20 protein-coding genes and 1 pseudogene are annotated in these 26,917 nt (G+C 50.6%); 11 read left to right on the plus strand and 10 right to left on the minus strand.

Annotation, left to right across the window (positions count from 1 at the left end; all coding sequences use genetic code 11):
* Window positions 1–858 (minus strand): ExeA family protein, encoded by an 858-nt coding sequence (locus GS632_RS18865; RefSeq protein ID WP_171722291.1) that lies wholly within the window; start codon window positions 856–858, stop codon window positions 1–3.
* 729 nt (window positions 859–1,587) lie between these two features.
* On the opposite strand from GS632_RS18865, the gene GS632_RS18870 reads away from it, so the two are divergent.
* The 5 genes from GS632_RS18870 to xrtD all read left to right on the plus strand — a co-directional run bounded on the left by GS632_RS18870 (window position 1,588) and on the right by xrtD (window position 8,778).
* Window positions 1,588–2,217 (plus strand): sugar transferase, encoded by a 630-nt coding sequence (locus GS632_RS18870; RefSeq protein ID WP_171722292.1) that lies wholly within the window; start codon window positions 1,588–1,590, stop codon window positions 2,215–2,217.
* 84 nt (window positions 2,218–2,301) lie between these two features.
* Entirely contained in the window at window positions 2,302–4,731 is a 2,430-nt protein-coding gene (locus GS632_RS18875) for a tetratricopeptide repeat protein (protein ID WP_171722293.1), read from the plus strand.
* A 115-nt stretch (window positions 4,732–4,846) separates the two neighbouring features.
* Window positions 4,847–5,458: a polysaccharide biosynthesis/export family protein gene (locus GS632_RS18880; RefSeq protein ID WP_171722294.1), complete on the plus strand. Its 612-nt coding sequence runs from the start codon at window positions 4,847–4,849 to the stop codon at window positions 5,456–5,458.
* 294 nt (window positions 5,459–5,752) lie between these two features.
* The gene (locus tag GS632_RS18885; RefSeq protein WP_171722295.1) at window positions 5,753–7,039 is read left to right on the plus strand and encodes a hypothetical protein; all 1,287 of its coding nucleotides are present in this window, start codon (window positions 5,753–5,755) and stop codon (window positions 7,037–7,039) included.
* A gap of 119 nt (window positions 7,040–7,158) precedes the next feature.
* Window positions 7,159–8,778 (plus strand): VPLPA-CTERM-specific exosortase XrtD, encoded by a 1,620-nt coding sequence (xrtD, locus tag GS632_RS18890; RefSeq protein ID WP_253284510.1) that lies wholly within the window; start codon window positions 7,159–7,161, stop codon window positions 8,776–8,778.
* 251 nt (window positions 8,779–9,029) lie between these two features.
* Here xrtD and GS632_RS18895 read toward each other — a convergent pair whose 3' ends face one another.
* Together GS632_RS18895 and GS632_RS18900 are read right to left on the minus strand one after the other, a co-directional pair.
* Window positions 9,030–10,280: a glycosyltransferase family 4 protein gene (locus tag GS632_RS18895; RefSeq protein WP_171722296.1), complete on the minus strand. Its 1,251-nt coding sequence runs from the start codon at window positions 10,278–10,280 to the stop codon at window positions 9,030–9,032.
* Window positions 10,273–11,535 carry a nucleotide sugar dehydrogenase gene (locus tag GS632_RS18900; protein ID WP_171722297.1) on the minus strand — a complete coding sequence of 421 codons (1,263 nt, stop codon included), beginning with the start codon at window positions 11,533–11,535 and terminating at the stop codon, window positions 10,273–10,275. The genes GS632_RS18895 and GS632_RS18900 overlap by 8 nt, the downstream gene beginning before the upstream one ends.
* 390 nt (window positions 11,536–11,925) lie before the next feature.
* Here GS632_RS18900 and GS632_RS18905 point away from each other — a divergent pair, with 390 nt between their 5' ends.
* Genes GS632_RS18905 through GS632_RS18915 form a run of 3 tightly spaced genes read left to right on the plus strand, consistent with a single transcriptional unit; the run spans window position 11,926 to window position 15,707 of the window.
* Entirely contained in the window at window positions 11,926–13,443 is a 1,518-nt protein-coding gene (locus GS632_RS18905) for an oligosaccharide flippase family protein (RefSeq protein WP_171722298.1), read from the plus strand.
* Between the two features lie 57 nt (window positions 13,444–13,500).
* Window positions 13,501–14,472, plus strand: a complete 972-nt coding sequence (locus tag GS632_RS18910; RefSeq protein ID WP_171722299.1) for a glycosyltransferase family 2 protein — start codon at window positions 13,501–13,503, stop codon at window positions 14,470–14,472.
* A complete protein-coding gene (locus GS632_RS18915) occupies window positions 14,451–15,707 on the plus strand; it encodes a glycosyltransferase family 4 protein (RefSeq protein ID WP_171722300.1) in 1,257 nt (418 codons plus the stop codon). The genes GS632_RS18910 and GS632_RS18915 overlap by 22 nt, the downstream gene beginning before the upstream one ends.
* A 2-nt stretch (window positions 15,708–15,709) precedes the next feature.
* Here GS632_RS18915 and GS632_RS18920 read toward each other — a convergent pair whose 3' ends face one another.
* Together GS632_RS18920 and GS632_RS18925 are read right to left on the minus strand one after the other, a co-directional pair.
* On the minus strand, window positions 15,710–17,071 hold the full coding sequence (locus tag GS632_RS18920) for an O-antigen ligase (RefSeq protein WP_171722301.1): 1,362 nt from the start codon (window positions 17,069–17,071) through the stop codon (window positions 15,710–15,712).
* A 51-nt stretch (window positions 17,072–17,122) separates the two neighbouring features.
* A complete protein-coding gene (locus GS632_RS18925; RefSeq protein WP_171722302.1) occupies window positions 17,123–17,842 on the minus strand; it encodes a sulfotransferase family 2 domain-containing protein in 720 nt (239 codons plus the stop codon).
* A 247-nt stretch (window positions 17,843–18,089) separates the two neighbouring features.
* Here GS632_RS18925 and GS632_RS18930 point away from each other — a divergent pair, with 247 nt between their 5' ends.
* The gene (locus GS632_RS18930; protein WP_171722303.1) at window positions 18,090–18,971 is read left to right on the plus strand and encodes a capsular polysaccharide synthesis protein; all 882 of its coding nucleotides are present in this window, start codon (window positions 18,090–18,092) and stop codon (window positions 18,969–18,971) included.
* Here GS632_RS18930 and GS632_RS18935 read toward each other — a convergent pair.
* From GS632_RS18935 to GS632_RS18945, 3 genes are all read right to left on the minus strand, one after another.
* On the minus strand, window positions 18,940–19,569 hold the full coding sequence (locus tag GS632_RS18935) for a sulfotransferase family 2 domain-containing protein (RefSeq protein WP_171722304.1): 630 nt from the start codon (window positions 19,567–19,569) through the stop codon (window positions 18,940–18,942). The genes GS632_RS18930 and GS632_RS18935 overlap by 32 nt on opposite strands.
* Before the next feature lie 110 nt (window positions 19,570–19,679).
* Window positions 19,680–20,501 carry a sulfotransferase family 2 domain-containing protein gene (locus tag GS632_RS18940; RefSeq protein ID WP_171722305.1) on the minus strand — a complete coding sequence of 274 codons (822 nt, stop codon included), beginning with the start codon at window positions 20,499–20,501 and terminating at the stop codon, window positions 19,680–19,682.
* Between the two features lie 117 nt (window positions 20,502–20,618).
* Window positions 20,619–22,574, minus strand: a complete 1,956-nt coding sequence (locus tag GS632_RS18945) for a right-handed parallel beta-helix repeat-containing protein (RefSeq protein ID WP_171722306.1) — start codon at window positions 22,572–22,574, stop codon at window positions 20,619–20,621.
* Window positions 22,575–23,033: 459 nt separating this feature from the next.
* On the opposite strand from GS632_RS18945, the gene GS632_RS18950 reads away from it, so the two are divergent.
* A complete protein-coding gene (locus GS632_RS18950; protein ID WP_171722307.1) occupies window positions 23,034–24,332 on the plus strand; it encodes a right-handed parallel beta-helix repeat-containing protein in 1,299 nt (432 codons plus the stop codon).
* A 42-nt stretch (window positions 24,333–24,374) separates the two neighbouring features.
* Here the strand turns inward: GS632_RS18950 and GS632_RS18955 are convergent.
* Together GS632_RS18955 and GS632_RS22415 are read right to left on the minus strand one after the other, a co-directional pair.
* Window positions 24,375–24,821, minus strand: a pseudogene (locus GS632_RS18955) (GDP-mannose 4,6-dehydratase); the annotation flags it as partial.
* A 166-nt stretch (window positions 24,822–24,987) separates the two neighbouring features.
* Complete coding sequence (locus GS632_RS22415; RefSeq protein ID WP_371810123.1) at window positions 24,988–25,269, minus strand: dTDP-4-dehydrorhamnose 3,5-epimerase family protein; 282 nt, start codon at window positions 25,267–25,269, stop codon at window positions 24,988–24,990.
* A 454-nt stretch (window positions 25,270–25,723) separates the two neighbouring features.
* On the opposite strand from GS632_RS22415, the gene GS632_RS18965 reads away from it, so the two are divergent.
* Window positions 25,724–26,710 carry a glycosyltransferase family 2 protein gene (locus tag GS632_RS18965; RefSeq protein ID WP_171722308.1) on the plus strand — a complete coding sequence of 329 codons (987 nt, stop codon included), beginning with the start codon at window positions 25,724–25,726 and terminating at the stop codon, window positions 26,708–26,710.
* The last annotated feature ends 207 nt before the right edge of the window (window positions 26,711–26,917 follow it).

The raw sequence follows: 26,917 nt of genomic DNA on the forward strand, positions 1-26,917 counted from the left end.
TTAGACTGTCAGCTCCTTCTCAAGTGAGTTTCCGCCAAAGAAAACACCATCATCGATCACCTGATTGACGATGGATTCATCGACCTTATCCGCTTCATTCGTCCAGGCATAAAGCAGGGCAAAATCGCAGAACTGATTAACCAGACGCGGCACCCCGCGGGTCTGCTGAAAAATCAGCTTGCAGGCGTCTTCGGAAAACTCGTCCCCTGACCCGCCAGCCGTTTTCATCCTATGCCGGATATAGGCTTCCACGGATGATTCATCCATCCGTTCCAAGTGAAAGCTTGCAGCCACGCGCTGCGTCAGCTGCCGCATTTTGGGATCCAAGACCATGTCGCGCAATTCTGGCTGACCAACCAGAACAAGCTGGATCAGTTCATCCGTGTTCGAATTGATATTGGTCAGCATCCGAATTTCTTCCAACCCTTCGACGGTCAGGTTCTGCGCTTCGTCAAAGATCAGAACCACCCGCCGGCCTTCGGCGTATTCCGAGACGAGGAAATCCTGCAGCGCCCGGAATATCTGCACATAGCTTGCGTCATTTTCGATTGGCAAACCCAACGCGTGCAGAACCCATTGCAGCAACTCTCCGCGACCGCCCTGCGCATTCGAAATCAGCCCAACCGTGATCGATTGCTCCATCTCGCTGAGGAGATGCTGTATCAGGGTGGTTTTCCCGGCTCCGATTTCTCCGGTCAGCACCGTGATGGGCGCACAACTCATGATGCCGAATTGCAGGACCGAATAACCGCGCTTGTGTAGCGGCGACCAGTACATGAATCCGGGATCCGGAAGCAGCGTGAAGGGCCGGCGGTCGAGCCCGAAGAAATCCAAGTAGAACCCGTCGCTTGACGCCATCGCTCCCCGGTTACCTTCCGCTTTGTCAAACCTAATGCTGGCCCTCCGGAGATCACCTAAACCCTGAACCACCAGAAATTCCTCACATAATGCGCATAGATCGCAATCCAATGTACTTATATCACATGAACCAAATATAATTGGCTAGTACTGTGCCATAAAATCAAGATTGCGCGTGCTACATGCGAGGAATTGACCCTTTGCGCCACCTAATAGAAGGGGTTTTGGGCAATTGTTTCCGCATCGGGCCTCACGAGAAATGCCCGGAAATGCAGCAGACGTGACCTGAGGCAGGCATCGGAGGAAACTGTTGAACTCTCAAAATCCGGCCCCTTTAGAGACCAAAGGCTCAAAAACCGATTTATTGTCTCGAATTCCACTACAACTGACCAATAAATCCGACGAGATCAAAAGGGTCGTGCAGGCCGCCACAGCCCTATAAGAATTGCGTTTTCCGGAAATCCGGGGCTTGCACGTCTGGAATAATGTTTGGCAACCGGTACGGAATTTGTTAATAATTGGCCACAGAAATCTGCAATCTGAACGAACGTTGGTAGATTGCCAAGTTAGATAAAAATATAGAATATTTTGTATAGAAGTTGAGGTTGAACGCAGTGAGTTCCTAAGTTTGGTTAGGTGGTGGTTGAGTATCCGTGTGTGTTGGGGGTTTAAATAGTGACAATTCATTCCAAAGAAGTGGCCAACGCTGGCTACTCTAGCATCTCTGTTATGCCGACCTCCGTACAGCATCCGGGGTTCTACAGAGGCGTCGGGAAACGCGTCTTTGATATCGCGGTCACATTGCTTGTGACGCCGTTTGTCGTTCCGATGATTGCCTTTCTGGCCGTCTTTCTGGTCTGTCAGGGCGTGACGCCGTTTTATCGACAGGACCGGGTCGGCAAAAACGGAAAAACCTTCAAGCTGCTCAAGCTGCGCACCATGGTGCACGACGCCGAATCCGTGCTGAAAGAACATCTGGCCGCAAACCCCGAAGCCCGAGACGAATGGAACCGTAATCAAAAGCTGCACAACGACCCGCGTATCATCAAGTTCGGTACATTCCTGCGTAAATCTTCCATGGATGAACTGCCGCAGTTCTGGAACGTCTTTGTGGGCGAAATGTCTCTGGTCGGCCCTCGCCCCATGATGCTGAACCAGCAGGATTTATATCCCGGCAAGTTCTATACGGCGATGCGCCCGGGAATTTCAGGGCTTTGGCAGGTTTCCGAGCGCAATCAGTCCTCCTTTGCCGAGCGGGCATATCACGACACGGAATACTGGAAGAGAATTTCGTTCAGAACAGATGTTTCCACCCTGATCCGGACGATCTCAGTCGTTCTGCGCGGCACCGGGTGTTAAACCCGGAGCACGCGGCCGAATGAAACTGCTGGCCGCGCGTGAAATTTGTGCGGGAGTGTAGCATTGAGCAGAAGCGGAACCCCTATGAACAAATGGTTGGCCCCAGCCTTTTTCGCTGCAACCCTGCTGCTGAGCTCCTGCGACTCGGCGGAAGAGCGGGCAGAAGCACATTTTCAGGCGGGACTGGCACACTTGGAGTCCGGCGATGTCGAGCGTGCATTGGTCGAGTTCCGAAACGTCTTCAAATTGAACGGGAAGCACAAAGAGGCCCGTTTGACCTTTGCCAGGATGGAACGTGAACGCGGCAATATCCGTGGTGCCTATAGCCAGTATCTCCGGCTGGTCGAGCAATATCCAGACAACCTCGAAGGGCAGCGCAGCCTTGCCGAAATGGCGCTGGACGTCGGCAACTGGGACGATGTCAGGCGTTATGGCGCCGCAGCGGCCGCGCTGGCCCCGGACGATATCGAGCTCAAGTCCATCAACAATACGCTGGCCTATACTGATGCGGTTCGGGATGGCGACGCCGCTGGCGTAGACTTTACCGTTCATACCGCCCGAACGATGATCGACAGCAATCCCGAGGTGATGACCGCGCGTCAGGTTGTGATTGACCACCTGGTTCGTAATCAGGACTGGACCGGTGTGTTGACCGAAACCGGAGCGGCCATTGCAGTCGATCCGAAGAAAGAAACTCTCTACGAACTCCGTCTGCGCGCCTTGCAGGAGCTGGACAGAGCTGCCGAAGTTGAGACGCTGCTCCAGCAGATGGCGGTGGTTTTCCCTGACGATGAAGGCGTCGAACAGTTATTGATCCAGCATTATATTGATCAGAACGATCTGGATGCTGCGGAAAAAATGTTGCGCGCCGAGGTGAACCCCTTGGCTGAAGATTTTATGCCAGCCCAAAGGTTGATTGCGTTTTTAAGCGAGAGCCGAGGCATTCCAGCCGCGATCTCGGAATTGGATACGATCATCGCGCAAAACGGGCCCAATACATCCCGCTTCAGAACAATACGTGCCTCTTTAAAGTTCCGGTCTGGCGACGAACAGACTGCAATCGCCGAGATGCAGGAATTGCTTGAAGGTGCGCAACGCACCACACAGACCCGCGAAAGCGAGGTAGAATTCGCGCGGGTGCTGTTTCAGACGGATAGAGTCGGTGAAGCCCGTGCACTGATCGAAAAAGTGTTGTCCGAAGATCCCACCCAGGTCGAAGCGCTCAAATTCAAAGCGTCCTGGCTGCTTGAAGAAGACAATACCGGCGATGCCATCTTGCATTTGCGCGAGGCGCTTCGCCAGAACCCCCGCGATCCGCAGCTGATGACCCTTATGGCCCAAGCCCATCAACAAAATGGGGACCGGGAACTGATGGGGGAAATGCTGGCTCTGGCAACGGAAGTATCGCGCAATGCACCGGAGGAAACGCTGCGCTACGCCCGGTTCCTGATAGAAGAGAATGATCCGGAAATCGCCGAACGCGTTCTGATTGCATCCCTTCATCAGACCCCGAACAAGCCCGATCTTCTGTTTCTTTTGGGGGAAGTTTATCTGGGTTTAAAAGATTGGGAGCGGCTGGAGGTTGTCCAAAGCTCTATAACGGACTTGGATACCCCCGAGGCGCGGCGTCTTGCAAACGAGCTCAAGGCCCACATACTTGCGGCCCAGGAACGTACCGAAGAACTAACGGCGTTCCTGACCGAGCTGGCGAACGATCCTGAATTCGGTCTGCCTGCCGATATCGCGCTTATTCGCTCGTTGCTGGCGCAGGGGCAGGCCACCGCCGCCTTTACCCGCCTGGATGATTTACTTACGGACAACCCCAATTCTCTGCCAATACGATTGGTCAAAGCTCGTGCCCTGGCGGACGAAGGCAAACGCAGCGAGGCTGAGCAGCTTTATCGCGCGATTCTCGTCGACTATCCGGAAACGGCGCGTGCCTGGTTATCCCTCCATGCGCTCGTGGCAGCACGCGACGAACAGGAGCTGGCCCAATCCATCCTGACCGATGCTCTGGCCAGATTGCCGGAAAACCCTGATCTTCTGATGCTGCAAGCAGCAGATTACGAACGCGCCGGAGAGTTGGATCAGGCGATTGCGGTCTATGAAAAGCTCTATCCGCTCAGCAACCGGTCCCTGCTTGTGGCTAACAATTTGGCCAGTTTGCTGACAACCCATCGCAGCGATGATGAAAGTCTGCAACGCGCCATCGTTCTGGCGCGGCGCCTGCGCGGCACCCGTGTTCCCGTCTTTCAGGAGACCTATGGCTGGGTTGCCTACAGGATGGGCAATTACGACGAAGCCGTGAGATATCTTGAGCCCGCAGCACACGTATTCCCGGACCATCCGCTGGTGCTGTATCATCTGGGCAAGGCATACGCAGCTGTCGATCGCCGGGAGGACGCCCTGCGCGCCTATCGCGCGGCGCTGGCGACAGGTGTCCCCCTGAACGTTTCCCCTTCGCTGCAAGAAGAAATCGAACGAGCCAGCATCACAAATAACCCAGGGCAGTAACCTCAAACGCGGATTCCGCTGCATTTCTGCCGCATCACACACCCGTTGAAACGGCCACAGATTGCTTCGTCAGCTGAGAATCGACATAAAGGGGAAAATTGTGAGAGATTTGAGCATGCGGACAGTAATCGGTTCATTGATTGCATTGGCTATGACTCTGGGCGTGGCGACCGGAGCGTGGGCGCAATCCTATCAGATTCAACCAGGTGATGCCCTTCAAGTTGAAGTTTTAGAAGACCCCACTCTGAACCGGACGACCCTAGTTTTGCCGGATGGCTCTATAAACTTCCCTCTTGCGGGATCACTCAGGGCCGCTGGACAATCGACCAATGGACTTAGCTCGGCTCTCTCGTCGGCTCTGGCAGCGAATTTCAATACCCCCCCGACAGTTTTTATCTCGGTTGCTTCGCTTGCCCCATCACTGGTTCCTGGCGTTACCGGTGCAACGGGACCGACGATCGAAGTATTTGTAATGGGGGAAGTTAATGTCCCCGGAAAACATCTTGCAACCGAAGGGACAACCATCCTTCAGGTTCTGGCTCAGGTCGGTGGCCTGACCAACTTCGCGGCCCGCAAACGCATCGAATTGCGACGGGCTGACACTAAAACAGGCGTGATGAATACATTCACTTATAATTACAATGGTTCGGGCGGAGGCATTAAAGGCAATACGGTGCTCAAAGCCGGAGATGTTGTGATCGTACCAGCACGCCGCTTGTTCGAATAGGGGCTGATACAGGTGGGGAAATTCAGGTTCAGGCTGTCCACCGCGTTGGGGGGCGGGATCGCTTTTACAATTTCAATTACGCCAGCGATTGGACAACAGGCTTCGTCGACGCAGCAATCACTGACGTCCAGTCGACAAACCACTATACAACAAACGACGACTCCCAGTTCGCAAGTCCAACAGACCCCAAGCCAACAACTCATTGCGCAGCAAGCACAACGAAACCCAGCTCGAAGGGTCGGCCTGCAAGCCACAGGTCAACAAACTGGCGTCGGAACTGGTCTGAGCGTTACATTGGATTTCCTGTCTTCGCTTAGACACGACGACAACCTTCGTCTGACCGATCCTTCACTTGGGTCCACCACTTGGTGGGAAAATAGTCTAGCTCTAAATGTTCTGAGACAAACTCCAGATTCTACCTTAAGCTTCGACCTGTCCGGGCTCTATCGAGTCGCCAACGAACCAATCATTGGAACAGAGTCCAGTTTTTCAGATCCTTCGGCACAGCTCTCTTATCAACGGAACCGAGCAAACAGCCGGCTGAGCTTGCTTGCACTATATCGCGAACGGGATCTGGCGTTCAACCGATCACTAACTGACATAAACCTAGACGGAATCATCGACTCCTCTGATGTTATCGGAACCGTCGGAGATCAGGTCAATACCCGCGGCAGCTTGGATTGGGAGATAGGTTTGAACGACCCATTGGGATTTCAGTTTACCTACAATCACAGCGAACGCGGGTACGCAAATACGATAGATCCAAGTTTATTCGACAACAGAAGAGATAACTACACAGCTGCGGTGTTGCTCAGAGCTTCTCCGGTCTTGCAGGGCAATCTACGTATCGGCTACAACGACTTCACGGCAGACGATACGGCGCAAACTGATACTCGGACGACGACGGTATCAACCGGCGCAACATATGATTTGTCCGCCGTTACCACCGTCGGCGCAAATATTGGCTATACCCAAGTTGATGACACACAACGCGCGACCAACACGAACAACGTTACAGAAAGCTTCGTTTGGAATTTTTCGTGGAGCAAAGCACTCTCAGATGGCTCGGCTAATATTTTGATTGACCAAAATTTCGGAGTAAACGGCTCTAGAATAAACGCAACTGCGGGTAGAAATTTCCTACGCAACAATGGCGTGTTCAGTTTTAATGCCGGCTTCACTCGAGGCCCCTTCGATGAAATTACACCAATCGGCCAAATTAATTACAGCTATCAGTTGGCCAGCTCTCAGATCGGCGCAACAATTCAGCGCAAAGTGGGAACCAGTACGGAAAGCATAGAAACTCGTCAGACAGTGGCGTTCCTGACTTATGATTACTTCATCAACCCAGTTTCCGCCCTTAATTTCAGCATCAACTTTATTGACCAAGAGAATGATGGGTCAGGCCCCTCCAACCCACGCCAGCGCGTAACATTCGACGCATCTTATACCCGTGCGATCACAAAAGACTGGGCGGTGAATGTTGGCTACCAATACGAGGCGGATGACCAGAACGGTTTCAAAGCCTCTTCGAACTCGGTCTTTGTGACACTCGGACGGCGGTTTACTCTCAAACCGTAAGGTGGGGGTTCTGGACAATCGTGTCACGATTGGCTGATTGTATCAGCGCAGGATCAAAAGCGCGGGAACCGGGACCGTTACAATTTCAGCGCCCTTCATATTGTGCATTATGGTCTGTGATGCATCGTCCCGATTCGAAAGACAGCCGCAGCAATACGCTTGAGACGGCCCGGATGACCCTGCCAAGGATCAACGCGGCGGGGTTGTCTTGGTTTGCTCTGTTGTTGCTTGGATCACTACCTGTCTTCTGGATTGGTATTGTCTCGCTTGGGGCCGCCTGGAGCACACCGGAATACAGCCATGGTCCGCTGATCCCGATCATTTCGCTGTATCTGTTCCTGCGTGAACTCAGGGACATGCCGCCACCCAATCCGGTCGTGCGCGATCGGTGGCCGGGTGTGGCGGTGATTGCCGTGGCCCTGATCATCGCCATTTTGGGAAATCTGGCCCGCATCCCCGATATCGTCACCTATGCCATGATCATCTGGACCGGTGGCGTCATGCTGACCGTATTCGGCTGGCAGCGGGGCAAATACCATCAGCTGCCCGTACTACACCTCGTGTTCATGCTGCCCCTGCCGCAGTTCGTCTATTGGAAGCTCACAATCTTCCTGCAATGGGTTTCCTCCGAGCTGGGCGTGTGGTTCGTACAACTGGCCGGTGTCTCAGTCTTTATCGAAGGCAATGTCATCGATCTGGGCGTCTATAAATTGCAGGTGGCCGAGGCCTGTTCGGGCCTGCGTTACCTGTTCCCGATCCTCAGCTTCTCGTATCTCTTTGCCCTGCTCTACCGCGGTCCGATCTGGCACAAGGTGGTTCTGCTGGTCTCGGCCGCTCCGCTGACCGTGCTGATGAACTCGATCCGCATCGGTGTGATCGGAGTTCTGGTCAACCACCACGGCATCGAACACGCCGAAGGCTTTATGCATTTCTTCGAAGGCTGGATCATCTTTATACTTTGCGTGGCCATTCTGTTCCTGATGGCCATCGGGTTGCAGCGTCTGGCCCCTAACCCGCAGCCTTTTGCCGAAACAATCGATCTGGACACGCAGGGGCTGGGCACAGTTGCGTTGCGTATCTTTGGTATTCGCGCATCGGTGGCGCTGGCTGTCGCAGCCCTTCTGACGCTGGCGGTTTCAACCGCATGGACCTTGCGGCCCGCCTCGGAGGTAAAGCCAATCGAGCGTGACCCGCTTGTGCTTTATCCGCGTCAATTGGGCGACTGGTCGGGTTCACCCACCAGCCTTGATCCAAATGTCGAACGGACGCTGGGTGCCAGCGACTATCTTCATGCCACCTATATCGACAGCGGATCGGGCGATTTCGTGAACATGTTCGTGGCCTTCTACAACAAGCAGACCGATGGTGACGGCATTCATTCGCCCGAGGTTTGCCTGCCAGTTGGCGGTTGGGAAATCTTCAGTCTGGAACCTTATGAGATCAACCCGGGCAACACCCCCTATGGCAGCTTTACCGTCAACCGCGCGGTGATCCAGAAAGAGTTGTCAAAACAGCTGGTCTATTACTGGTTCGAACAGCGCGGAAAGCGTATGGTCAATGACTTCCGCGCCAAGATAAGTGTGGTTCAGGACGGCTTTACCATGGGTCGGACCGATGGGGCGTTGGTGCGCTTTGTAACCCCGATCCTGCCTGGTGAAACCGAAGCGGATGCGGATGCGAGGCTGCAGCGGTTCATGGAACCTAGCCTGAACCGCTTGCCTCAATTCGTACCATTTTGACTTAAGATAAAATCAGGCTTTAGGTTTACCTTGATTGCAATCGGGAAACGCTGCGGTGTGTCCAAGGGCAGACGAACAAAAAACGACGCCAGAAGCCCTACCCAATCAATCAATGCCCGCATTACTTTGTAACGCAGCCACCTTATCCTGTCATAATCACCAAGCTCGACTGGAAAAGTCGAGTTGTCGAAAGCCTGAGCTTAGATAAGCGCGCCTAAACGAAAGGACGCCAACAAGCGACTTTTAGGATCTTAGCCCTTCCAGATCCGCTTATACGCTGCAATCAGCGCGGGCACCTGGTGCGGCCAGGCCATCTCGGCCTCGACCCTTGCACGCCCATAGCGGCCCATGGCAGCGCGGCGCTCGTCATCCGCCAGCAGTTCGGTGATCTTGTCGACCATATCCACTGGATCGTTGGCCTTGGCATACAGCGACGCCGCCTGCGCTGAGAACCGCCCCTCGGTCACGTCGAACTGAACAATGGGTTTCTCGAACGCCATGTATTCCAGGATCTTGTTCATGGTGGATTTGTCATTCATCTCGTTCACCCGGTCCGGGTTCACGCAGACATCGGCGGTCGACAGGATTTCGAACAGATCCTGATCCGGCGCACGGCCGGTGAAAGTGACATAGTCCGACAGGCCCATATCGACGGATTGCTGCTTCAGCTTGTCCAGGCTGGGGCCGCCGCCCACAAGGCAGAACTGAATGTCGTCGCGCCCCTGAACCTGCACCAGGTGCGCCACGGATTCCAGCAGCAGGTCGATGCCTTCCTGATCGCCCATGACACCGACATAGCCGACCATATATTTGCGCCCATTGCGCCAATTCGGGTTCGGCGGCAGGTGCTGCAACCGGCTGAGATCGGGGCCTGAGCGGACGATAAACACATCCTCGGGCGCCATGCCACCCCGTTCGATGGCGATCTTGCGATAGCTTTCATTGGTGGCAATCGACACCCAGGCCGAGGCGAAGGTCAGCCGCTCGAACGTCTTCATCAGCTTCCAGAAAAAGCCGCGCTTATCGAACTTGGCCTCGTAAAGCTCGGGGTTGATGTCGTGGTGGTCGAACAGATAGCGCACGCCAAACAGCTTGAAGGGCAGCGCCACCAGAAAGATCAGGTCAGGCGGGTTGCAGCCATGGATGACGTGAAAACCGCGGGTAAACTTGATCTTCAGTGCCAGCCAGCTTTCCCAGAACAGCGCCGCGCCATATTCCAACAGATACCCCAGCGCGCCGCTGGCATCCAAAGGCAGCGGGTGGCGATAGACCTTGATGCCTTCGTCTTCCCAGACGCGTTCCTCATGCCCCTTGCCGGTGGGACAGATGACCGAGACCAACGCGCCTGCGGCGGCCAGCGTGCGGGCCTCCATCCAGACACGGCGATCAAAGGGCACGGGCAGGTTTTCGACGACGATCAAAACCTTCAGCCCTTTCAAAGGCTGGCTCTGGCGCAATTCGTCGAACGAGATCGGCTGCACGGCGGATAAGGGGCTAGTCATATTCATAGGTTCTTACCACCTCTGCATCGCCAAGATTCAGATCATTGACGATCCGGTTCGATCCAATCACCAGATCCCACGGCCCGGCCTCGGCCGTGGCGCGGTCCACCAGCAGGTTGCTCACATTAGGCAGGTGGGTGAAGGCATACCCCAGATTCTGCCCCCGCAGATCAGCAGGCCGGATCGCCGGGTCATAAACCGACAGCTGATAGCCCGCCTGCAGCAGACGCCGGGCGATATCGACATTGGGGCTTTCGCGCAGATCATCCGTTTCCGCCTTGAAAGCCAGCCCTGCCATCAGAACCCGCCCTCCAGCAGGCAACCGGTCCATGATGTGCTGCGCCTGATAGCTTTTGTGCGCTTCATTTGTGCGCAATAGGCTGTCGATCAGGTGCGTATGCGCTCCTACCTCGCCGGCAATATGCTGCAAGGCACGTACATCCTTGGGCAGGCACGAACCCCCGAATGCACCGCCCGGGCGCGTGTAATAGGAAGAAATGTTCAGCTTGGTATCCGAGACGAAAATCTCGTGCATGGTTTTGGCCGACACGCCCATCCGGTGACAGATACGACCCACCTCATTGGCAAAGGCCACTTTGGTCGCATGCCAGGTGTTGTCGACGAATTTGGTGATCTCGGCCTCTTCGTATTCGGTGTAAAACACCGGCGCATCCAGACCTTCGTGCAGCGCGTCCATGACGGCCGACCGCGCCCCGTCGCGGGTGCCCACAACAATCTTGGGCGGGTTAAAGAAATCATCCACTGCCGAGGCTTCACGCAGGAATTCCGGGTTATAAACCGCCTCGATCGCCTGTGCGGTCCGATCCCCCAGATAGCTTTGGAAAATGGGCTCAACCAGCTGCGTGACGGTCCCGGGCCGGAAGGTCGACCGATAAGCCACGGTCAGGGGCCGGGCCCGGTCGGGTGAAACGGTCTCGGCAATCTGGCGCGTCACCTCGGCCACGAAGCTCATGTTATGCGACCCGTCGATCGAGCTTGGCGTGCCGACGCAGACGATGGCCAGATCCACATGTAAAAGATCCGGCATCTCAACCACCGCCCGGATCAGATTCTTGCGCAATGCCTCGGTCAGCAGCTCGGCCACTTTCGGCTCTTTGATGGGCGGCTGCCCCGCATTTATCTCCGAGATCTTGTCGGCGTTCACATCAACACCAATGACCTCATGCCCTTCGCGGGTCAGGCAACATGCCGCCGTAAATCCCACATACCCCAACCCGAAAATCACAATCTTCATACTGCTCTACTGCTCTACTGCTCTACTGCTCTAAAAACCGATATCCACCACGCAAGAAATCACGCAAACAAAATATTATTCCAGCCTTACTTGGCATCCTTCAACATTTAAGGTCAAATTTGTGAATAATCTTGGAGCTCCTTGGCAAAGTTTTACGCCTTTAATGCAGCTCAAACACAACACGTAGGGACAAAATGAACTATAGCTTTGAATTTTAATAAAAAAATCACTTTGGCTCATAAGTGCAACCGAAAGTATCAGACGGCGCTGCACTAATTCGAGGTCTTAGACTCGATCCCCTGATACTCTAAAGACAAGTCTTGCGATCACCGCAGAGGAAACGCTAGCAAAGAATCTAGACTATTGTTCTGATTATGGAAAGTTTACCTTTTGAAGAAAACCTCTGAAACCCATCCCAAAAGCAGTACGCTGACCCGTAGCTCAGCTCTCGCGGTGGGTGTTGCCACGCTTTTGGCATCTAGCGTTTTCCGGCAAGCCTTGGGATTCTTTACGCTCGCCTTTACGGCCCGCCTTCTTCGTCCCGAAGATTTTGGAATCATAGCCTATTTCATGATCGCCGTCGCGTTGTTCGAAATGTTACAACGACAAATCGGGTTGGTCCTTATCAGGATTGACAACGTTAACTCTGAGCATCTGAACACAGTTTTCACCTTCCAATTCGTGTTTGGCATTACTACAGCGTTCCTCCTTTGGACCATCCAACCATTGGTAGCTCTGCTTAATGTACCTCAACTTTTAGAAGTCTTACCTTACTTATCCGCGCTTTCCATACTGGTAAGCCTGCGTAGCCCCCGGTTTCTACTATATGAGCGAAGTCTACGATTTTCTCAGGCCGCAGTGGAAGAAACACTGAATCGTATCGCATATTCTGCGACAGCCCTTTATATGGTCTGGCTTTGGCGAGATTTCTGGGCCGTCCTTGTCGCGGTTTTTGTGGGAATGGCCGTACGCAGCGCCATTACTTTTGCAATCGCACCGATGCTGCCAAAGCTATCAGTATCGCGGTGGCGAGACTGCTTGGCGTTTTCTTCATGGTCGGCTGGTGCTCAGTTGTCCCAGTTCTTGGCAAATAACATGCCTCAACTTTTTATTGGCGCGACACTCGGCCTAGCAGACGCTGGGCTATATAGAGTTGGAACACGGATAACCGAGGTTGTCACAACCCATTTCATCGCGCCACTGCAGCGTGTCATTTACCCCGGCCTAGCAGATGTGGCACGATCAACCGATCGAAGAAGAGAAGCTTTCATTAAGCTTAACGCCCTTTTACTTGCCATTGTATTGCCTGTAAGTGTCGGCACCGCCTTGGTCTGCAAAGATGTAATCTTGGTCGGCTTAGGCTACAAATGGATCGCTGCTGCACAAGTTATCTGGGTGCTGGCACCGCTAAAAGCGATGGAGACTTTGCAAGCAAACGTGCGTGCAGCCAGCTATGTTGCGGGATCAACAAAAACACTCTTTGTTCGAAATTTAGTTTTGATGATACTTACATGTTTTTACATGTGGGTTGGAACCAAATTTGGATTAGCCGGCGCACTCGCGGCCTCTGGAATGTCTAGCCTCACTGCACTGTTCATCACCCTCATTCTTGCTAAAAGCTTTGGGAGCGGCAGCTTTTGGGAGCCGCTGACTGTAGCTTGGCGTAGCTTTGTTGCCTGTGCCTTAATGGTCGTGGCCGTAATCTTTACGGACTATTTGCTTCGGTCTGGAGCACATGCACCTCGCCTACTAATCATAGTGCTGGTCAAGGTTGTTGTGGGAATGGTGGTTTATACAATGTCACATATCGCCCTGTGGGCAGCCGCGCAGAGGCCAGATGGCTTCGAAACTTCAGTATTCGCTTTACTGGCACGCTTGGGTCGCAGGATAAAGCAATCTCAATTATGATATATTCCTTTGAGAGCCATACCATATCAGGAAGTAGAAAGTTCGATGGTAATTAAAATGGAAGGTACTCTTGCGGAAGTCAGTAACAAACCCACGGTACTTTCGATAATAATTGTAAATTGGAACACTGCAAAACTCTTGAACGATTGCCTCACATCAGTTTTTGCAAGTTATGATTCCACATTCATGGAAGTAATTGTCATAGATAATGGATCCGACGACAACTCCTGTGATATTGTAAGGAAATTCTTCCCCAATGTTATCTTGCAACAGAACACTCAAAACGTTGGCTTTGCCGCCGCTAACAACCAAGGATTCCAACTTGCCAAAGGCCGCTTTGTCCTCCTGCTGAACTCCGACACATTGGTACACGGAGACGTACTTAAAAAATCGGTTGAATGGCTCGACGCACACTCAGATGTCGCAGCAATGGGATGTAAAGTTCTGAACGCAGATGGAACCACTCAACTTACCTGTTCGCAGTATCCTTCAATATTGAACTTAATACTTCTAACTTCTGGATTGTGGAAAGCACCTTGGCCTAGGTTCTTGGGAAAATTCCAATTAACATATTGGAATAGAGATTGTGAGAAGGATGTCGAAATAATATCAGGTTGCTATTTTTTGATACGTAAAGAGGTAATCGACACTGTCGGATCATTAGATGAAGAGTTTTTTTTCTACGGGGAAGAAACAGATTGGTGTCGCCGCATACGTAAAGCCGGGTGGCGGCTCGCTTTTGCACCTGTTGGGAAAATCACCCATTTTGGAGGCGGCTCAGTAAAAAAGCTGCACTATCGTAAAGATATTATGTTGTCAGAATCCGTAGTGCGTCTCCATAAAAAACACGGAGGTTTGTTAGCAGCCTACTCAGCTTATCTAATTCTATTGACTTTCAATTCATCACGCGCACTTTATTGGAACATCAAGTATCTTGTAAGAAACAGGAATAACTCAAAGGATAAAGCTACTCATTTTAGGAAGGTCCTGCTGCATAGCAAAGACATTTGGCCCGCAACAAAACGATGAAAATAATACTGCTGTCATATATTTTCGATGGAACAGATGTCGGTGAAGCACTGATTGCTTTCAAATGGGCTAAAGCTCTCGCTGAGCATGTGGACCTAACAGTTCTCGCATTGGAGCGTCGCGACAGAGAGCCCCTTAACAGGCAGTTACCCAACGCGAATGTAGTCACCTGGCCAGAGCCCCAAATTTTCCAATCGGCTGAACGTTTCAATGCGATGTTAAAGCCAGCATATCCTATTCTTTATTATAACGTTCGCCATTGGCTTAAAAAACAAGCAGCGCTAGGTAACAGGTTCGACCTTGCGCATCAGATTATGCCACAGGCGGCCCGCTACCCCTGTCCATTCTACGGACATGGAATACCTTACATTATCGGCCCACTTGGAGGCTCACTACCAACTCCAAGTGGGCTCTCAAATGAGATGGGAACATCAAGATGGTATACTCGATTACGTCACTTGGACAAATGGCGCTTTAGCCATGATCCATGGCTGCGTCGAAGCTATAGCAATGCCGAGCTTATTCTCGGTGTTGCCCCTTATGTAAAGAACACACTCTCAGCAATCCCGATTAAGAGTTTCGATACGGAGCTTGAACTGGGCGTGGATGACATCCCGAAACAAAACACCAAAAAGAAGGGAAAGAGCTTCCAACTCTTACACGTCGGTCGTGGAGTTAGGACAAAAGGCCTTAGAGAAATCATACGAGCGCTTCCTAAGCTTACAGATATTCCAAATCTTAAACTCATTTCTGCGGGGGCTGGAGACGAGATAGAAATTTGCCGCGAAGAGGCAAGACGACTCGGAGTACAAGAGTATGTAACATTTCTCGGGAAAATTCCTAAATCGGATGTCGAAGAATTATATCAAGAATCAGATATATTTGTTTTTCCATCGTTTCGAGAGCCCGCAGGCGGAGTACTTTACGAAGCAATGAGGTGGGGTTTGCCGATAATTACTGCTGACTACGGCGGACCAGCCTCCATAGTCAGCAAGCAATGCGGTATTAAAATCCTGCCAAGTACGTCAGAGGCCCTTGTTGACGGCATCGCGGGGGCCGTGCGTGAGCTGTATACAAACCCAACTCTACGCCATGAAATGGGGCAAGCGTCACGTAGTTATTTAAGTGAGTGGGGACTTTGGAGCAAAAAAGCTGCACGAATGGTAAAAAAATATCGCAACATTTCCCCCGGTTGTGAGCATTCACCTGCTCACTCAACGGAATGCTCCGAATAGTCTTAAGTATCCTTACTAAAACGTGTGTACCTGATATTGGCTCTTCCGCTTCGGGGTCCCACGTCACCTCCAAGGCTGCTTGTCTTAGGATTACTATCTTCATTACCGCTTTCATTCCAAAGCCAAACGCCGCTGCCCAATAAAAACAGAAACAGGCAATAAGCCGACTCCCATAGATGAACTGTGAATGCTGCCAAACCAATACCAATAAGGGAGATCACATATCCTGTTCTAACCTCAGAAGCATATCCCACCAATGGTGTTTTAATAGCTTTGAAAATAACTATTAGGTAAATAGATGAAAAAACAAAAAGCACCGGCAAACCATATCTTAATGTCATAAGGAGCCAAAAATTATCCACACTTCCTCTCAGCCAAAGTGGGCGCGTCCACCAACCAAAACCAATACCAAAAATCGGATTATTTAGTATATCATCTTTCGCATGCGTGAAAATTAATATACGATTATACCCCGATGACCTTGAAAAGGTGAGTTCAGATGCAATAATCTGAAAGGCATTTCGATTGGAGGCCAATTCCAAAACGGTAAAAATAATAAAAAACCCTATTGCCAATATACTCCATCTTGATTTAATTTTTTTAAATATCTCATCCCAAAAAATCAGAAATCCTTGGATTATCACCCCCAAAAACGCTCCGGCTGAAAGGGACAAAAATACCGCAAATCCGACCACTGAACTTTCGCGAATTTTCTTAAATAGGGATCTGTTAGATCCAAATGTGTACCAAACCAGCGCAAATGCGGAAGAACAAAAGACACCAAATAAGATTGGATGTGGCGTTGAAACTTGGGCTCGATTCAGCCCCAGCCTTGGCTCCTGATTCGCAGGCTTATAGACATCAAATACGACGTCAAATAAATCCAGAATTATCTTCCTTCCAGTAAAACTTTCAATTATTGCGAACGGAAGAAGAAATACTACAATTAAAAACAGTGATCTCACAAACTTCTGAAATGAGCTTATATCCCTAATCAAAGACCTTGCGATAAAATATGGTGCAATTGTTTCTACGATTAATATCCCCGCGAACTCCCATTGTTTTGCTATACCGTGGTTCGCAAACAAAGATATTGCCATGAGCAGAGACGCGAAAATAACCAAGAAATCTACAGCTTGTATTGGGCCTGCAGCGCCTCGCACCCACTGCAACAAAACTGGAATAATAGCAATGAGCATATATGCTCTGTATGGGCTTACTCTAAAATTGCCCAAATGAAAATAAAATGGCATCACAAGGGCCAACAACAAAAGTAGCACCCAAAAGCTGTTTGAAGCGCGTTTGGCTCTCTGCCGAGGACTACGGCCGCCAGCTGGCATAGTTGAAAAGTCGGTGCTTGCCATAGCTTAGCTTAGCAGCGAGGCTGCGCGCTTTCTAATGAATTTGGTCGGTGGTTAGGTAAAAATGTACTGAGCTGCCGTTTCTTGATCGTACAATCCCCCCAACAGGTCGTAATCAGGTTTCGTCAGCTTCAAGAGCGCATCGACTTGATGGCTCTTGAGTTGATCATCTCGCTTTTCTATCGGAGATTTGTTTGCATGCTTACCAGGCAGCGGACACCCTAACCGTTCGCTTATGAAGTCGTAGAGGTCACTTAGTTCCTCCAACTTGAAAACATGGTCGAAGAATTCAATGTTGCCTCCTAAATGCCAATCGTAAGGCGTTGTATGTATGCGTGCGGGGCGACTCACTGCGCGATATTGATGAAAATTGTCTATAAACTCACCGAAGCTTGGATTTAGTGGCAGCCCTTCATTTCTGATATCCATCTCTTCATCACGCCATTGAAACTGTTTCTGATGAATCTTGTCACGCCAGGCAGATTTGATCCGAGCTAACGGATCTCGAACAAGCGCAAATGACACATACTCTTCGGGCACATATGCTTGGGAAAACTTCTGGGTCTGGTATCCTTCTTGTTCATGAATGTTGCGTGGCTTGACCAACTTTGCGCAGGCCAATCTCCAGCGGATATTATTCTTGATGCGGACCATACCTCGCCCCTTGAAGGGCGTACCACTGTCCAACTCCCAAAGCATCTCTTTCAAGCTGCTGCTGCCAACTTTCGTTATGTCAAAATAGACTGCCTTCAGTTTCTCGGAAATAACAGCCATCGTGCCTACCTTCTCGCCCTCTAGCACCAGTGGATAATAGTATCAGATGACTTGAACACAACAACACTCGCTGCGGAGCAAATTCAGGCACATGCACTACCAACAATGGCGCGGAGAACGTCATACTGTTGCCGTTTAATCATAAAACGGAGCTCACATATTCGGCACACGGAGGGTTTTCCACTCACTGCTGGCGAACATGGCCTACAGGCACTAGAACTCAGACGACTGAACAATGAGGTTTGGGGTGCGTACTTTAGTATTTACTTTCGTTTTACTTGTTTACGTCCGAGTGATTTTTTCTTTACTGGAACGTGCGGCAAGAAAAGTCACAGGAAGGCACGATCATTTCTCGCGATCCGCACCGCGCAAAATTCCAAAAACTATTTGGATTTATTGGAATCGTGGAGAAAAAAACGCTCCTGAGATCGTCAAACATTGCATCGCGTCCTGGCGCAAACAAAACCCAACTTGGGAAGTTCGCGTGCTCGATGAAAACTCCGTGGATCAAGCAACCAGTCTTAACCATAACCCAAAAGAGTTGTCTGTTCAGTCCTATGCGGATTTGCTCCGCCTGAAGCTTTTGAACGAGTATGGTGGCGTTTGGGTGGACGCAACAACATATTGTCTTTCCCCACTGGATCAATGGCTGCCGCCTTTAGCACAGAAAGGGTTTTTTGCGTTCACGTGGACTAGAAGCGACCGTTGGTTCATATGGCCAGGGATTCGCCGATCTCTTACGAATTGGTTTCTGGCAGCCGAACCCAATGGCGATCTCATCTCTCGCTGGGAAAAGGCAAGCTTCGAATATTGGAAAGACCGAACGACACCGCACAATTATTACTGGCCGCACATCCTGATCGATTATCTTTGCCTCACCAGCTTTAGCTTCCGTCGGGCCTTCGACGATCTCCCCAAGATTGGCTGCTACAGCGCGCACTTGGTGCATGACTGCGTGGAACATGGTCGTGATCTGGACGTCATTATTGACCTACTAGACTCAAACTCAGCACCGGTACAAAAATTACGTTGGGATTGGGATAATCAACGTGTTTCAAAAGCTAAAAAAATACTTGGCATCCAAGACAATGAAGAAGCTATCCCTCGGGATCATAACCAAATGCTTTGAAGTCTTCCCTAAAACGTCTTTGTATTGCTCTTCGATTCCAACCGCTTAACTGATCTCGGGTAAAACGTCTTTTTCCAGCCGGCGATTCATTACGCTTTGGCAAGGCGCGAGATTGCCCGAAAATCTGGGTGAATATTTCTGGCATCCTCTCATTTAGGTCCTCGAACTTAATGATCTCATCCACAAGACATTTTCCATTCTGATCAAAAAGGTATCGAGTTTGAGACACCACATGCCGTGCCAAATCAGAATAATCATTGCTATACTTTTTTCTCAAGAACCAAAACAACGGACCAGTTGTCTTAACATCCCGGTATCTGAATTCTGACAGAATGCGATCATAAGGATTTCTGACAATGGAAAACTTAAAATATTCATCCCACTGCCTCTGCGAGATATGGCCAAGTTTGACATATTCATCAGCATAGAGATGAGACAGCTGCTGAGGTCCAAAAGTTGGATCGTCGTTGTACCGAAGGTTCAGATCGTCGCGGTTTTCCCATGACAAGCCGAGCTCGTCTACAAACACCTGCTCAATGCTCTGGCCCGCGGTTTTGGGGATGTGGACAAATATAGCCTTGTGCTCATGAGAAATCATTCGCTTACCTTAGTCTTCACTCTTGTAAACAACCTATTAGTCGATTGAGAATTTACTCATTTTCATCTTGCCTTACTCCAGTGATGGCACCTAAACAACAGGCCTTTTCGTCACTGAAACACCTCTGATTGCAAACGCTGCTCATTCGTCCTCTGTAGAAGAATTTTCCGATGTAAGACGATGTCATCAGCATAGTAACTTTCTACAAAGTCACGGATTTTGGGCTCATCAAGCATAAAGGAGCTTTTCTGGCCGCTTGGTTTCATAAGAATGTCACGTGACGTTTTACGCAATTTTTCATACGCTTGGCTCGGCAACATCCGCCGCGCTACAGCACTTCCATTACGCAATACGCGCTTTAACTTGGGATAGCGAAACACGGTCGTCCTATTAGAGTGACCAAATTTCAGACTGTCAGCGCCCATATGCTGCACCAGAGCATCTCGAAACAGATCAAGGTGCTCAACAGAAAACAAATTCTTCACCAGAGGGGAATTGTCCAGCTGTACGAAATCTGATTGTCGGGAAAAATGGATAAACTCGGGCGCGATCACTCGTGGTTTGGACTGTAGGTAAGTGATTACCCGCTCCAGTTCGACCCGTACATCATTTGGACTCAGCTGAGCATATTCTTTTCCGAGATACATTTTTGTCCGCTGTGCCAGAGATGAACGAAACCTCTCAAACGGATCACGTAAGAGAGCAAAACTCTCGTAAGTATGCAGCTTGTCGAACGCTTCTGAATCAACTTCAGCCAATAGTCGCAAGGGCATATGGCGAAAATCAATCAGCCCTAGTTCCGGGTGACGCTCAACTGTTTTGTGAAACCGGTCGTCACCTTCATGAAACGGCAGGATTGCCGTCCGTACGGTTGTACCCGCACATTTTGGTATATGGATAAACACAAACCGATGAGAATCCGACAGTATCATGGAGCAACCCGCAACCGATTATCTAGACAATTTTACCATCACCAAATACAAGCCAAAAAAGAAGGTGAGGCATCAAGCAACTGCCTCACCTTGGTCATTTAGCTTTAGTTTGGGAAATCAAGCAATGGAATCATAGTGATCCACGGTGTATGTATCAATGAAGGCAACTTCGTCATCTATGGCAAAGTCGCTGATCTCACCGTCCACATTCCGGTTCCACTTGAACCCCAGATTCCATCCATATTCCCGACCTCCAACAAAGTCGAAATCAATATTGGTTTCCTCCAGCACTAAGTTACCGTCAACCAAGACCTGAAGTTGATCCGCCTCCTGATCAACCATCACTGTAATGCGGTGTGCATCCGTATCGTTCAATCCGATGTTATCGACTCGGAAGCCTTTCCCAAATTTGTCATCGTTATTACCAACATGAACAATCAAGCCATCTCCTGACAAGGTTAACCCGACATGCCCCTTGTTCCAGACCAGCCTTTGTTCGCTACCATCCGCTTCCGCTCTGGTGTATTCGATTGTAAACGCCAGTTGTTCAGAATTCTCAAACTCCTGTAAACGGCCCAGTTTGACCATATCACGGTCGCCATCGAACTTAAGTACTGGTCCTGATGCGGTATCGACCACAGACACATCGCCGATAAATTTAGCGCTCCCATCTTGAGGTAACGACGCGATATCCAACACAAAATCGTCAAACACCATCTGGTTCTGCGAAGCTGTGTCACCGGAAGCTGGGCTGGAGATATCTGTACCGTTGTCGCTGGTTCCTGATGTATCATCAGGAGTAGTAACCGGTTCCGTACCGCCAGTGGATGGAATTGTTGTTCCACCCGTGGAAGTGGATCCTGAAGACGTCGTTGTAGTCGCAATTCCCGCCCAAGCTTCATAAGACATCGGAAAGCTATCCACAAGACTGGAACCCGCATCCAATTGGACTATCGAGCTACCAGTTTGAACACCATACTGATTGTATCCATCGCTGGCCGCAATTGCGTGGTACACAAAATGACTATCGTAATAGTCCGGCTTAGAGGAGTCTATATTCTGTACATAGACATTGTCCGTAACCGACCAATCCGTCTGCCCCGTATACCCACCAACTGTCGAAGCCACATTCTGTTCAATAGCGACATTCTTCGAGTTTGAGGAAACCAGAATCTTGGGGATTGTGATTCCACCGGTTTGAGCCCGGTCAACGGCAAGAAGCGTATTGTTCTGAATCGTTAGCCCATCAGTCAGATTAATGGAGATCCCATGGGTATGTGCATTGTAGATCACATTATTTTCGATAACTAAATTGGTATGCCAATTTGTGGGATCTGTGGCATCGGCGCTGTCATGCCCTGCCCAGATTGTTTGGGTCCAGTCGCCAGCACCCATGTCAAACACATTGTCGCGGATCGTGAGGTCGTTGACACCGGTTCCACTGGACCTCTGAATCTGGATCATATCCCTATGGTCACTTAAGGAATCGTCCCCTTTAAAGTCATGGATATAATTTTTCTCAATGAGAACTGAATCCGAACTGCCCAGCTTAATGCCATCCGACCGGATGCTGTGAATGTTGTTCCCAACGACATCCACGTTTGAACTGGTATTCACAGTCAATGCATTCCACCAGTTATAAAATTCGGTATTTACAATATCGACATTGTCCGAGCCTTTGACGACTAGCCCTTTACCTGTGCCCAGCCCATCCGCTGCGGTACCAGTTCCACTTGCAACGTCTCCATCAAAGACTGAGCCTGAGACGGTCACATTGCTGCTGTTTTCAATCACAAACGGCTTTGCAAATTCGGTTTGGCCATTCTGGTATGTGTAATCAAACTCGATATTTTCGAACGTGAGGTTGGACGTTTGCTTCAGGTACATACCTGAGAAGCTCGCCATCGCACTTGGAACGGCTGATTTGATCGTCACATTGGAAGTGAACTGAACGTTTGTGAGGTTCAGGTTTCCATAGTCCCCTGCCGCAAGCAGTATCGTTTCCCCACCTTGTGCCTGGGACAGGGCCTGGTTCAGCTCTGCCTCAGAGGTTACCGTGATTGTCGTCGACATCTTTCACCTTCTTTGCATGGGCGCTGTGAGTGGCAGCGCACGAGTATCCCGCTCACCCAGGACAGAAGGAACAGCCGCACAAAGGCGACAGATGGGCCAGAATATGGCTATGTTTGGAAATTGTTGCCTGTATTGGGACAATAATGCCCCCCTGCCTTCATTTCCGAGCGAACTGGATACTCGTTACTGGGAATTGTTCCTCTTCCCTTAGCGGTAATTCAGTTTTTGGTGCATTGGCTCCCCGGCCACAACAATGGACACAAAATAGCCACTATTCAGGCATGTGCCCGCGTATCCATGCTGAGTATCGGCGGTGAATTGCCCGATGCCCCCACGTCATCCTCATGCGAGGTCTCAATCAAAGCCGTTCACCATTCTGTTTAACACGGCTTTCTGGACACGACTCGACCACGTCCGTAGCCTTTCCCAGGTAACAGATGTGAATTAAGTAGGTTTGCCATGTGGAATAGATACAGTTTAATCGGAATACGGGTGTACGCTTGCATCTTTCTGCTTACTTTTTCCGCATCCTCATCTGCGGCTTCAGCCTGCTCCGGAACACAGATCACGACAAACGCCCCCAGCACAAAAGATGGAAGGATTATCCGCGACACCTCTGGGCTCTCTGCCGCAATTAAAAATTCAAATGGCAAACAGACGTTTATTCTCGATGGAGGAAATTACGGCGACCTAAAAATTCAAAAAGCCTTCCGCCAGCCTATCACAATCCGCTCAGCCAACCCTTCGTCACCAGCCTGTTTCACTGGACTACATCTAAAAAGCACATCCAACATCACATTTGAAAGTGTTCTGTTTGATTACACATACCAGAATGGCCAAACCGAATTTGCAAAGCCGTTTGTGATTGAAAACAGCAGCAATGTGACCGTCTCAGGCTCAGTCTTTGATGGAGACGTTGCAAGTGGAACTGGTACCGCAGCGGATGGGCTGGGCACAGGTAAAGGACTAGTCGTCAAAGGCTCGGACAATGTCGATATTACTCATACAAGGTTTTATTCTTGGTGGACCGCGCTGACCGTGAATACCAGTTCAAATGTGGATATCGTCGGCAACAATATTCATGACATTCGGTCGGATGGCATTAAGCTGGGCAGTTCGGCCGCAGTCCTAATCGCGAACAACTACATTCACAATTTCAAAGGGAACCAGAAGAATTTGTCCGACCATCGGGACATGATCCAAATTCAGAGATCCAGCAAAATCGGCGTAAAGAATCTTATAATACGCGATAATGTATTCGACATGGGCTCGGGTATCTTTACACAAACGATCTGGGCCGGGCGCGACAAAGCCGATCCCAAAGACCCAACGAATTGGCACACCAACCTTCTGATCGAAAATAATGTGATCTACAATGCACATAGCCACGGAATTTCCATAAACTTGGCCAATGATCTGTCAATTCGGCGGAACTCAGTCATTCGCGTTCGACGCAACAACTCTGAGAACATCTCAATTCCAAAAATCCGGGTTTCAAAAAACTCACAAAATGTGGTTATCGAGCAAAATGCAGTCGCGGCGATCAATGGCTATAATGGCCAACGTAACTGGTTTGTTCAAAACAATGCTCTGATCCAAGACACATCCAGCAGCGCTCAAGGCTTTTATGACCATGAATTCATCTACTATGCGACCGGACCAACAAAGGGCTATCATGAATATGGTGTACGTCCCGGAAGCAGTATCGACCGCCTCAATGCTGGCTCTACTCTTGTTAAGAGCTATCCATCCCGATGATACAACAGTCGCGTCAGGCCTGCTTCAGTTGAACCATATACAATACGGGCTGTCTTCGGTGAAAAATCCAGTGGACCCCTGGGAACCAAAGACCTCGTCCGTCGAAATATGATGAAAGCGGAAATGTTCGGGGCGGTCCGCCTACACCCAATAAGCGCGGGTAGCCTCCAGCAGCACATACGTCCCGGTTGCGTTTGTATCGATAAAAGCCGCAGGCTCGTCAATCGAACGATCGACATGGCTTTCAGCAGCCAGGTGCATGATCGCATCTGGCTGATGTCTGTGCAGGATATCCACCATCGCAGCCGCATCCCGGATGTCGGCATGCTCAAAGGCGTAACCCGGCGTCCCAACAACCGAGGCAACATTCTCCAAACAAGCCGCATAAGTCAAAGCATCGACATTGACGATCGAATACCCATCTGCAATCGCACGCCGGATTACGGCAGAACCGATAAAGCCCGCCCCGCCCGTAACCAGTATCTTCATTGCGCAGCCTCAAGCTCAAAAGGGGTTTCAATGTCGCGCAAAAATGGCGCGACTTGGTCTTTTCGGAAAGTTGAGGAGCTATCACACTCTGCGGCCAATTAATTCCAATATCGGGATCATCCCAGCGAACAGCGCCTTCTGTTTCCAGCCCATAAGTGTCAGAGCATTAGTAAACAATCTCCGTGTCTGGCTCCAAGGTCATAAACCCATGCGCGAAACCCACCGGGACCAGCAACATCCGCCCGTTCTCAAAGCTCAACTCCTCTCCGACCCATTGGCCAAAAGTCGGCGATCCTTTGCGAATATCACCCGCAACATCGAAAAGCCGTCCGCGCCCACAGCGCACCCACTTGGCCTGCGCCTTGGGCAGTGCTTGGAAATGCGGGCCACGCGCGGTGTTAACCGCGCTGGAAAGGGAATGATTATCCTGAACAAATTCCGTTTTTATGCCTTTTGCAGCAAAGCTGTCGACACTGTATGTTTCCGCAAAAAACTGCGATGATCGCCAAAACGTTTTGGGGTAATCAACTTCACTTCTGGAATGGAAAGCGCCACTATTTCCACAATCAAAAACGTCTCATTTCTATTGCACGGCTGCACCAATTCACATCGCCCGCCCTTACCGGGCTTGCGCGACCGATCTTGTTGCCTGCTTTTATAAATCACAAGATTCCTGTTGGGATGCAACCGAACCTTCTGCCGCCGGGACGCCGAAATGCCCGACTATTCCTTAGCCCCCAGCCAATGAGTAGAACACGAAGTGATTGCAAACAGACACGGATACCCGAAAAAGCTTTACCCAAGTGCAGAACTCTTTGAAGCTCGCAACAAACCATGATCACATACGGCAGGTTGCACGAGGAAAAGACATTCTTATGGTGTCGTCAAACATGAACACATCCATGTCGCGGTCTCGGGCAGATCATGCGGATCAATCTGCCCCGACACTCAGCATCGTTGTACCGATGTTCAATGAAGAAGACGTCCTGCCAATCTTGTTTGACCGGTTAGGCCAGTTTCTGGAAAACTTGGGTGAAAGCTACGAAATCATCTGTGTGAATGATGGCAGCACGGATGGTACGGCCAGGATTTTAGCCGATGCGCATGCCCGCGACAATCACATAAAGGTAGTGAACTTTTCCCGCAATTTCGGCAAAGAAATCGCTCTGACCGCCGGACTCGATGTGGCATCGGGCGAGGCTGTTGTTCCGATCGACGCAGACCTGCAGGACCCACCTGAATTGATCGAGACCTTTCTTGAGAAATGGCGCGAAGGGTATGACGTCGTCTATGCTGTGAGACAACGCCGGGACACCGACACTGTTGTGAAACGCTGGTCGGCCATTAAGTTCTATCAGATCATCAACCGCCTCTCGGGGGTCCCGATTCCAGCTAACACAGGTGATTTTCGGCTGATGGACCAACGCGTGGTCCGTTCCATAGCCCGGCTGCGAGAACATAACCGCTTTATGAAGGGGCTTTTTGCCTGGGTGGGATTCCGACATGCCGAAGTGTTTTATGATCGGCCCGAACGTGCTGCGGGGCAGACCAAGTTCAATTACTGGCGTCTTTGGAATTTCGCGCTGGACGGCATCACCGGGTTCAGCACCGTCCCGCTGAGAATTGCGGGCTATATCGGGATGCTGACCGCGTTAGCTGCGATTATCTACGGCCTGTTCCTGACCATGCGCACGCTGATCCATGGGGTGGATGTGCCGGGTTATGCCTCCTTGATGGTTGCCGTACTGCTAATCGGCGGCCTGCAACTCGTGGTGCTCGGCGTGATCGGAGAATATCTGGGGCGGCTTTTTGACGAGGCACGCAAACGTCCGTTGTATATTGTCGAGAGTAGCCTTGGCCTGACCGCAGGAGACGACGGATCAGCATGATCTATTGGCGAGCAGATTGCGCGCGCTTTTGCGGAACAGCACAGCATAAACAGGTGCGCAAAATCCATTCATCGCGATCAGTGAATCCGAAGCAAAGCTGCACAGCGGAGAGAAATTTTGCTGCCTCCAGACTTGTGAAAATAATATCCATTCAGCAAAACTATCCAGGATTTTGCAACGATTTCGCGTGGAACGCACTGTATCCGT

Origin of the sequence: Ruegeria sp. HKCCD7296 (genome assembly GCF_013110775.1) — a bacterium.
In the GTDB taxonomy this organism is placed as follows: domain Bacteria; phylum Pseudomonadota; class Alphaproteobacteria; order Rhodobacterales; family Rhodobacteraceae; genus Ruegeria.

What these genes read in the sequence shown, in the direction of transcription:
- GS632_RS18865 (WP_171722291.1), bottom strand. Translation starts at nt 858, where the DNA reads ATGGCGTCAAGCGACGGGTTCTACTTGGATTTCTTCGGGCTCGACCGC.
- GS632_RS18870 (WP_171722292.1), top strand. Translation starts at nt 1,588, where the DNA reads ATGCCGACCTCCGTACAGCATCCGGGGTTCTACAGAGGCGTCGGGAAA.
- GS632_RS18875 (WP_171722293.1), top strand. Translation starts at nt 2,302, where the DNA reads ATGAACAAATGGTTGGCCCCAGCCTTTTTCGCTGCAACCCTGCTGCTG.
- GS632_RS18880 (WP_171722294.1), top strand. Translation starts at nt 4,847, where the DNA reads ATGCGGACAGTAATCGGTTCATTGATTGCATTGGCTATGACTCTGGGC.
- xrtD (WP_253284510.1), top strand. Translation starts at nt 7,159, where the DNA reads ATGCATCGTCCCGATTCGAAAGACAGCCGCAGCAATACGCTTGAGACG.
- GS632_RS18895 (WP_171722296.1), bottom strand. Translation starts at nt 10,280, where the DNA reads ATGACTAGCCCCTTATCCGCCGTGCAGCCGATCTCGTTCGACGAATTG.
- GS632_RS18900 (WP_171722297.1), bottom strand. Translation starts at nt 11,535, where the DNA reads ATGAAGATTGTGATTTTCGGGTTGGGGTATGTGGGATTTACGGCGGCA.
- GS632_RS18910 (WP_171722299.1), top strand. Translation starts at nt 13,501, where the DNA reads ATGGAAGGTACTCTTGCGGAAGTCAGTAACAAACCCACGGTACTTTCG.
- GS632_RS18920 (WP_171722301.1), bottom strand. Translation starts at nt 17,071, where the DNA reads ATGGCAAGCACCGACTTTTCAACTATGCCAGCTGGCGGCCGTAGTCCT.
- GS632_RS18925 (WP_171722302.1), bottom strand. Translation starts at nt 17,842, where the DNA reads ATGGCTGTTATTTCCGAGAAACTGAAGGCAGTCTATTTTGACATAACG.
- GS632_RS18935 (WP_171722304.1), bottom strand. Translation starts at nt 19,569, where the DNA reads ATGATTTCTCATGAGCACAAGGCTATATTTGTCCACATCCCCAAAACC.
- GS632_RS18940 (WP_171722305.1), bottom strand. Translation starts at nt 20,501, where the DNA reads ATGATACTGTCGGATTCTCATCGGTTTGTGTTTATCCATATACCAAAA.
- GS632_RS18945 (WP_171722306.1), bottom strand. Translation starts at nt 22,574, where the DNA reads ATGTCGACGACAATCACGGTAACCTCTGAGGCAGAGCTGAACCAGGCC.
- GS632_RS18950 (WP_171722307.1), top strand. Translation starts at nt 23,034, where the DNA reads ATGTGGAATAGATACAGTTTAATCGGAATACGGGTGTACGCTTGCATC.
- GS632_RS18965 (WP_171722308.1), top strand. Translation starts at nt 25,724, where the DNA reads ATGTCGCGGTCTCGGGCAGATCATGCGGATCAATCTGCCCCGACACTC.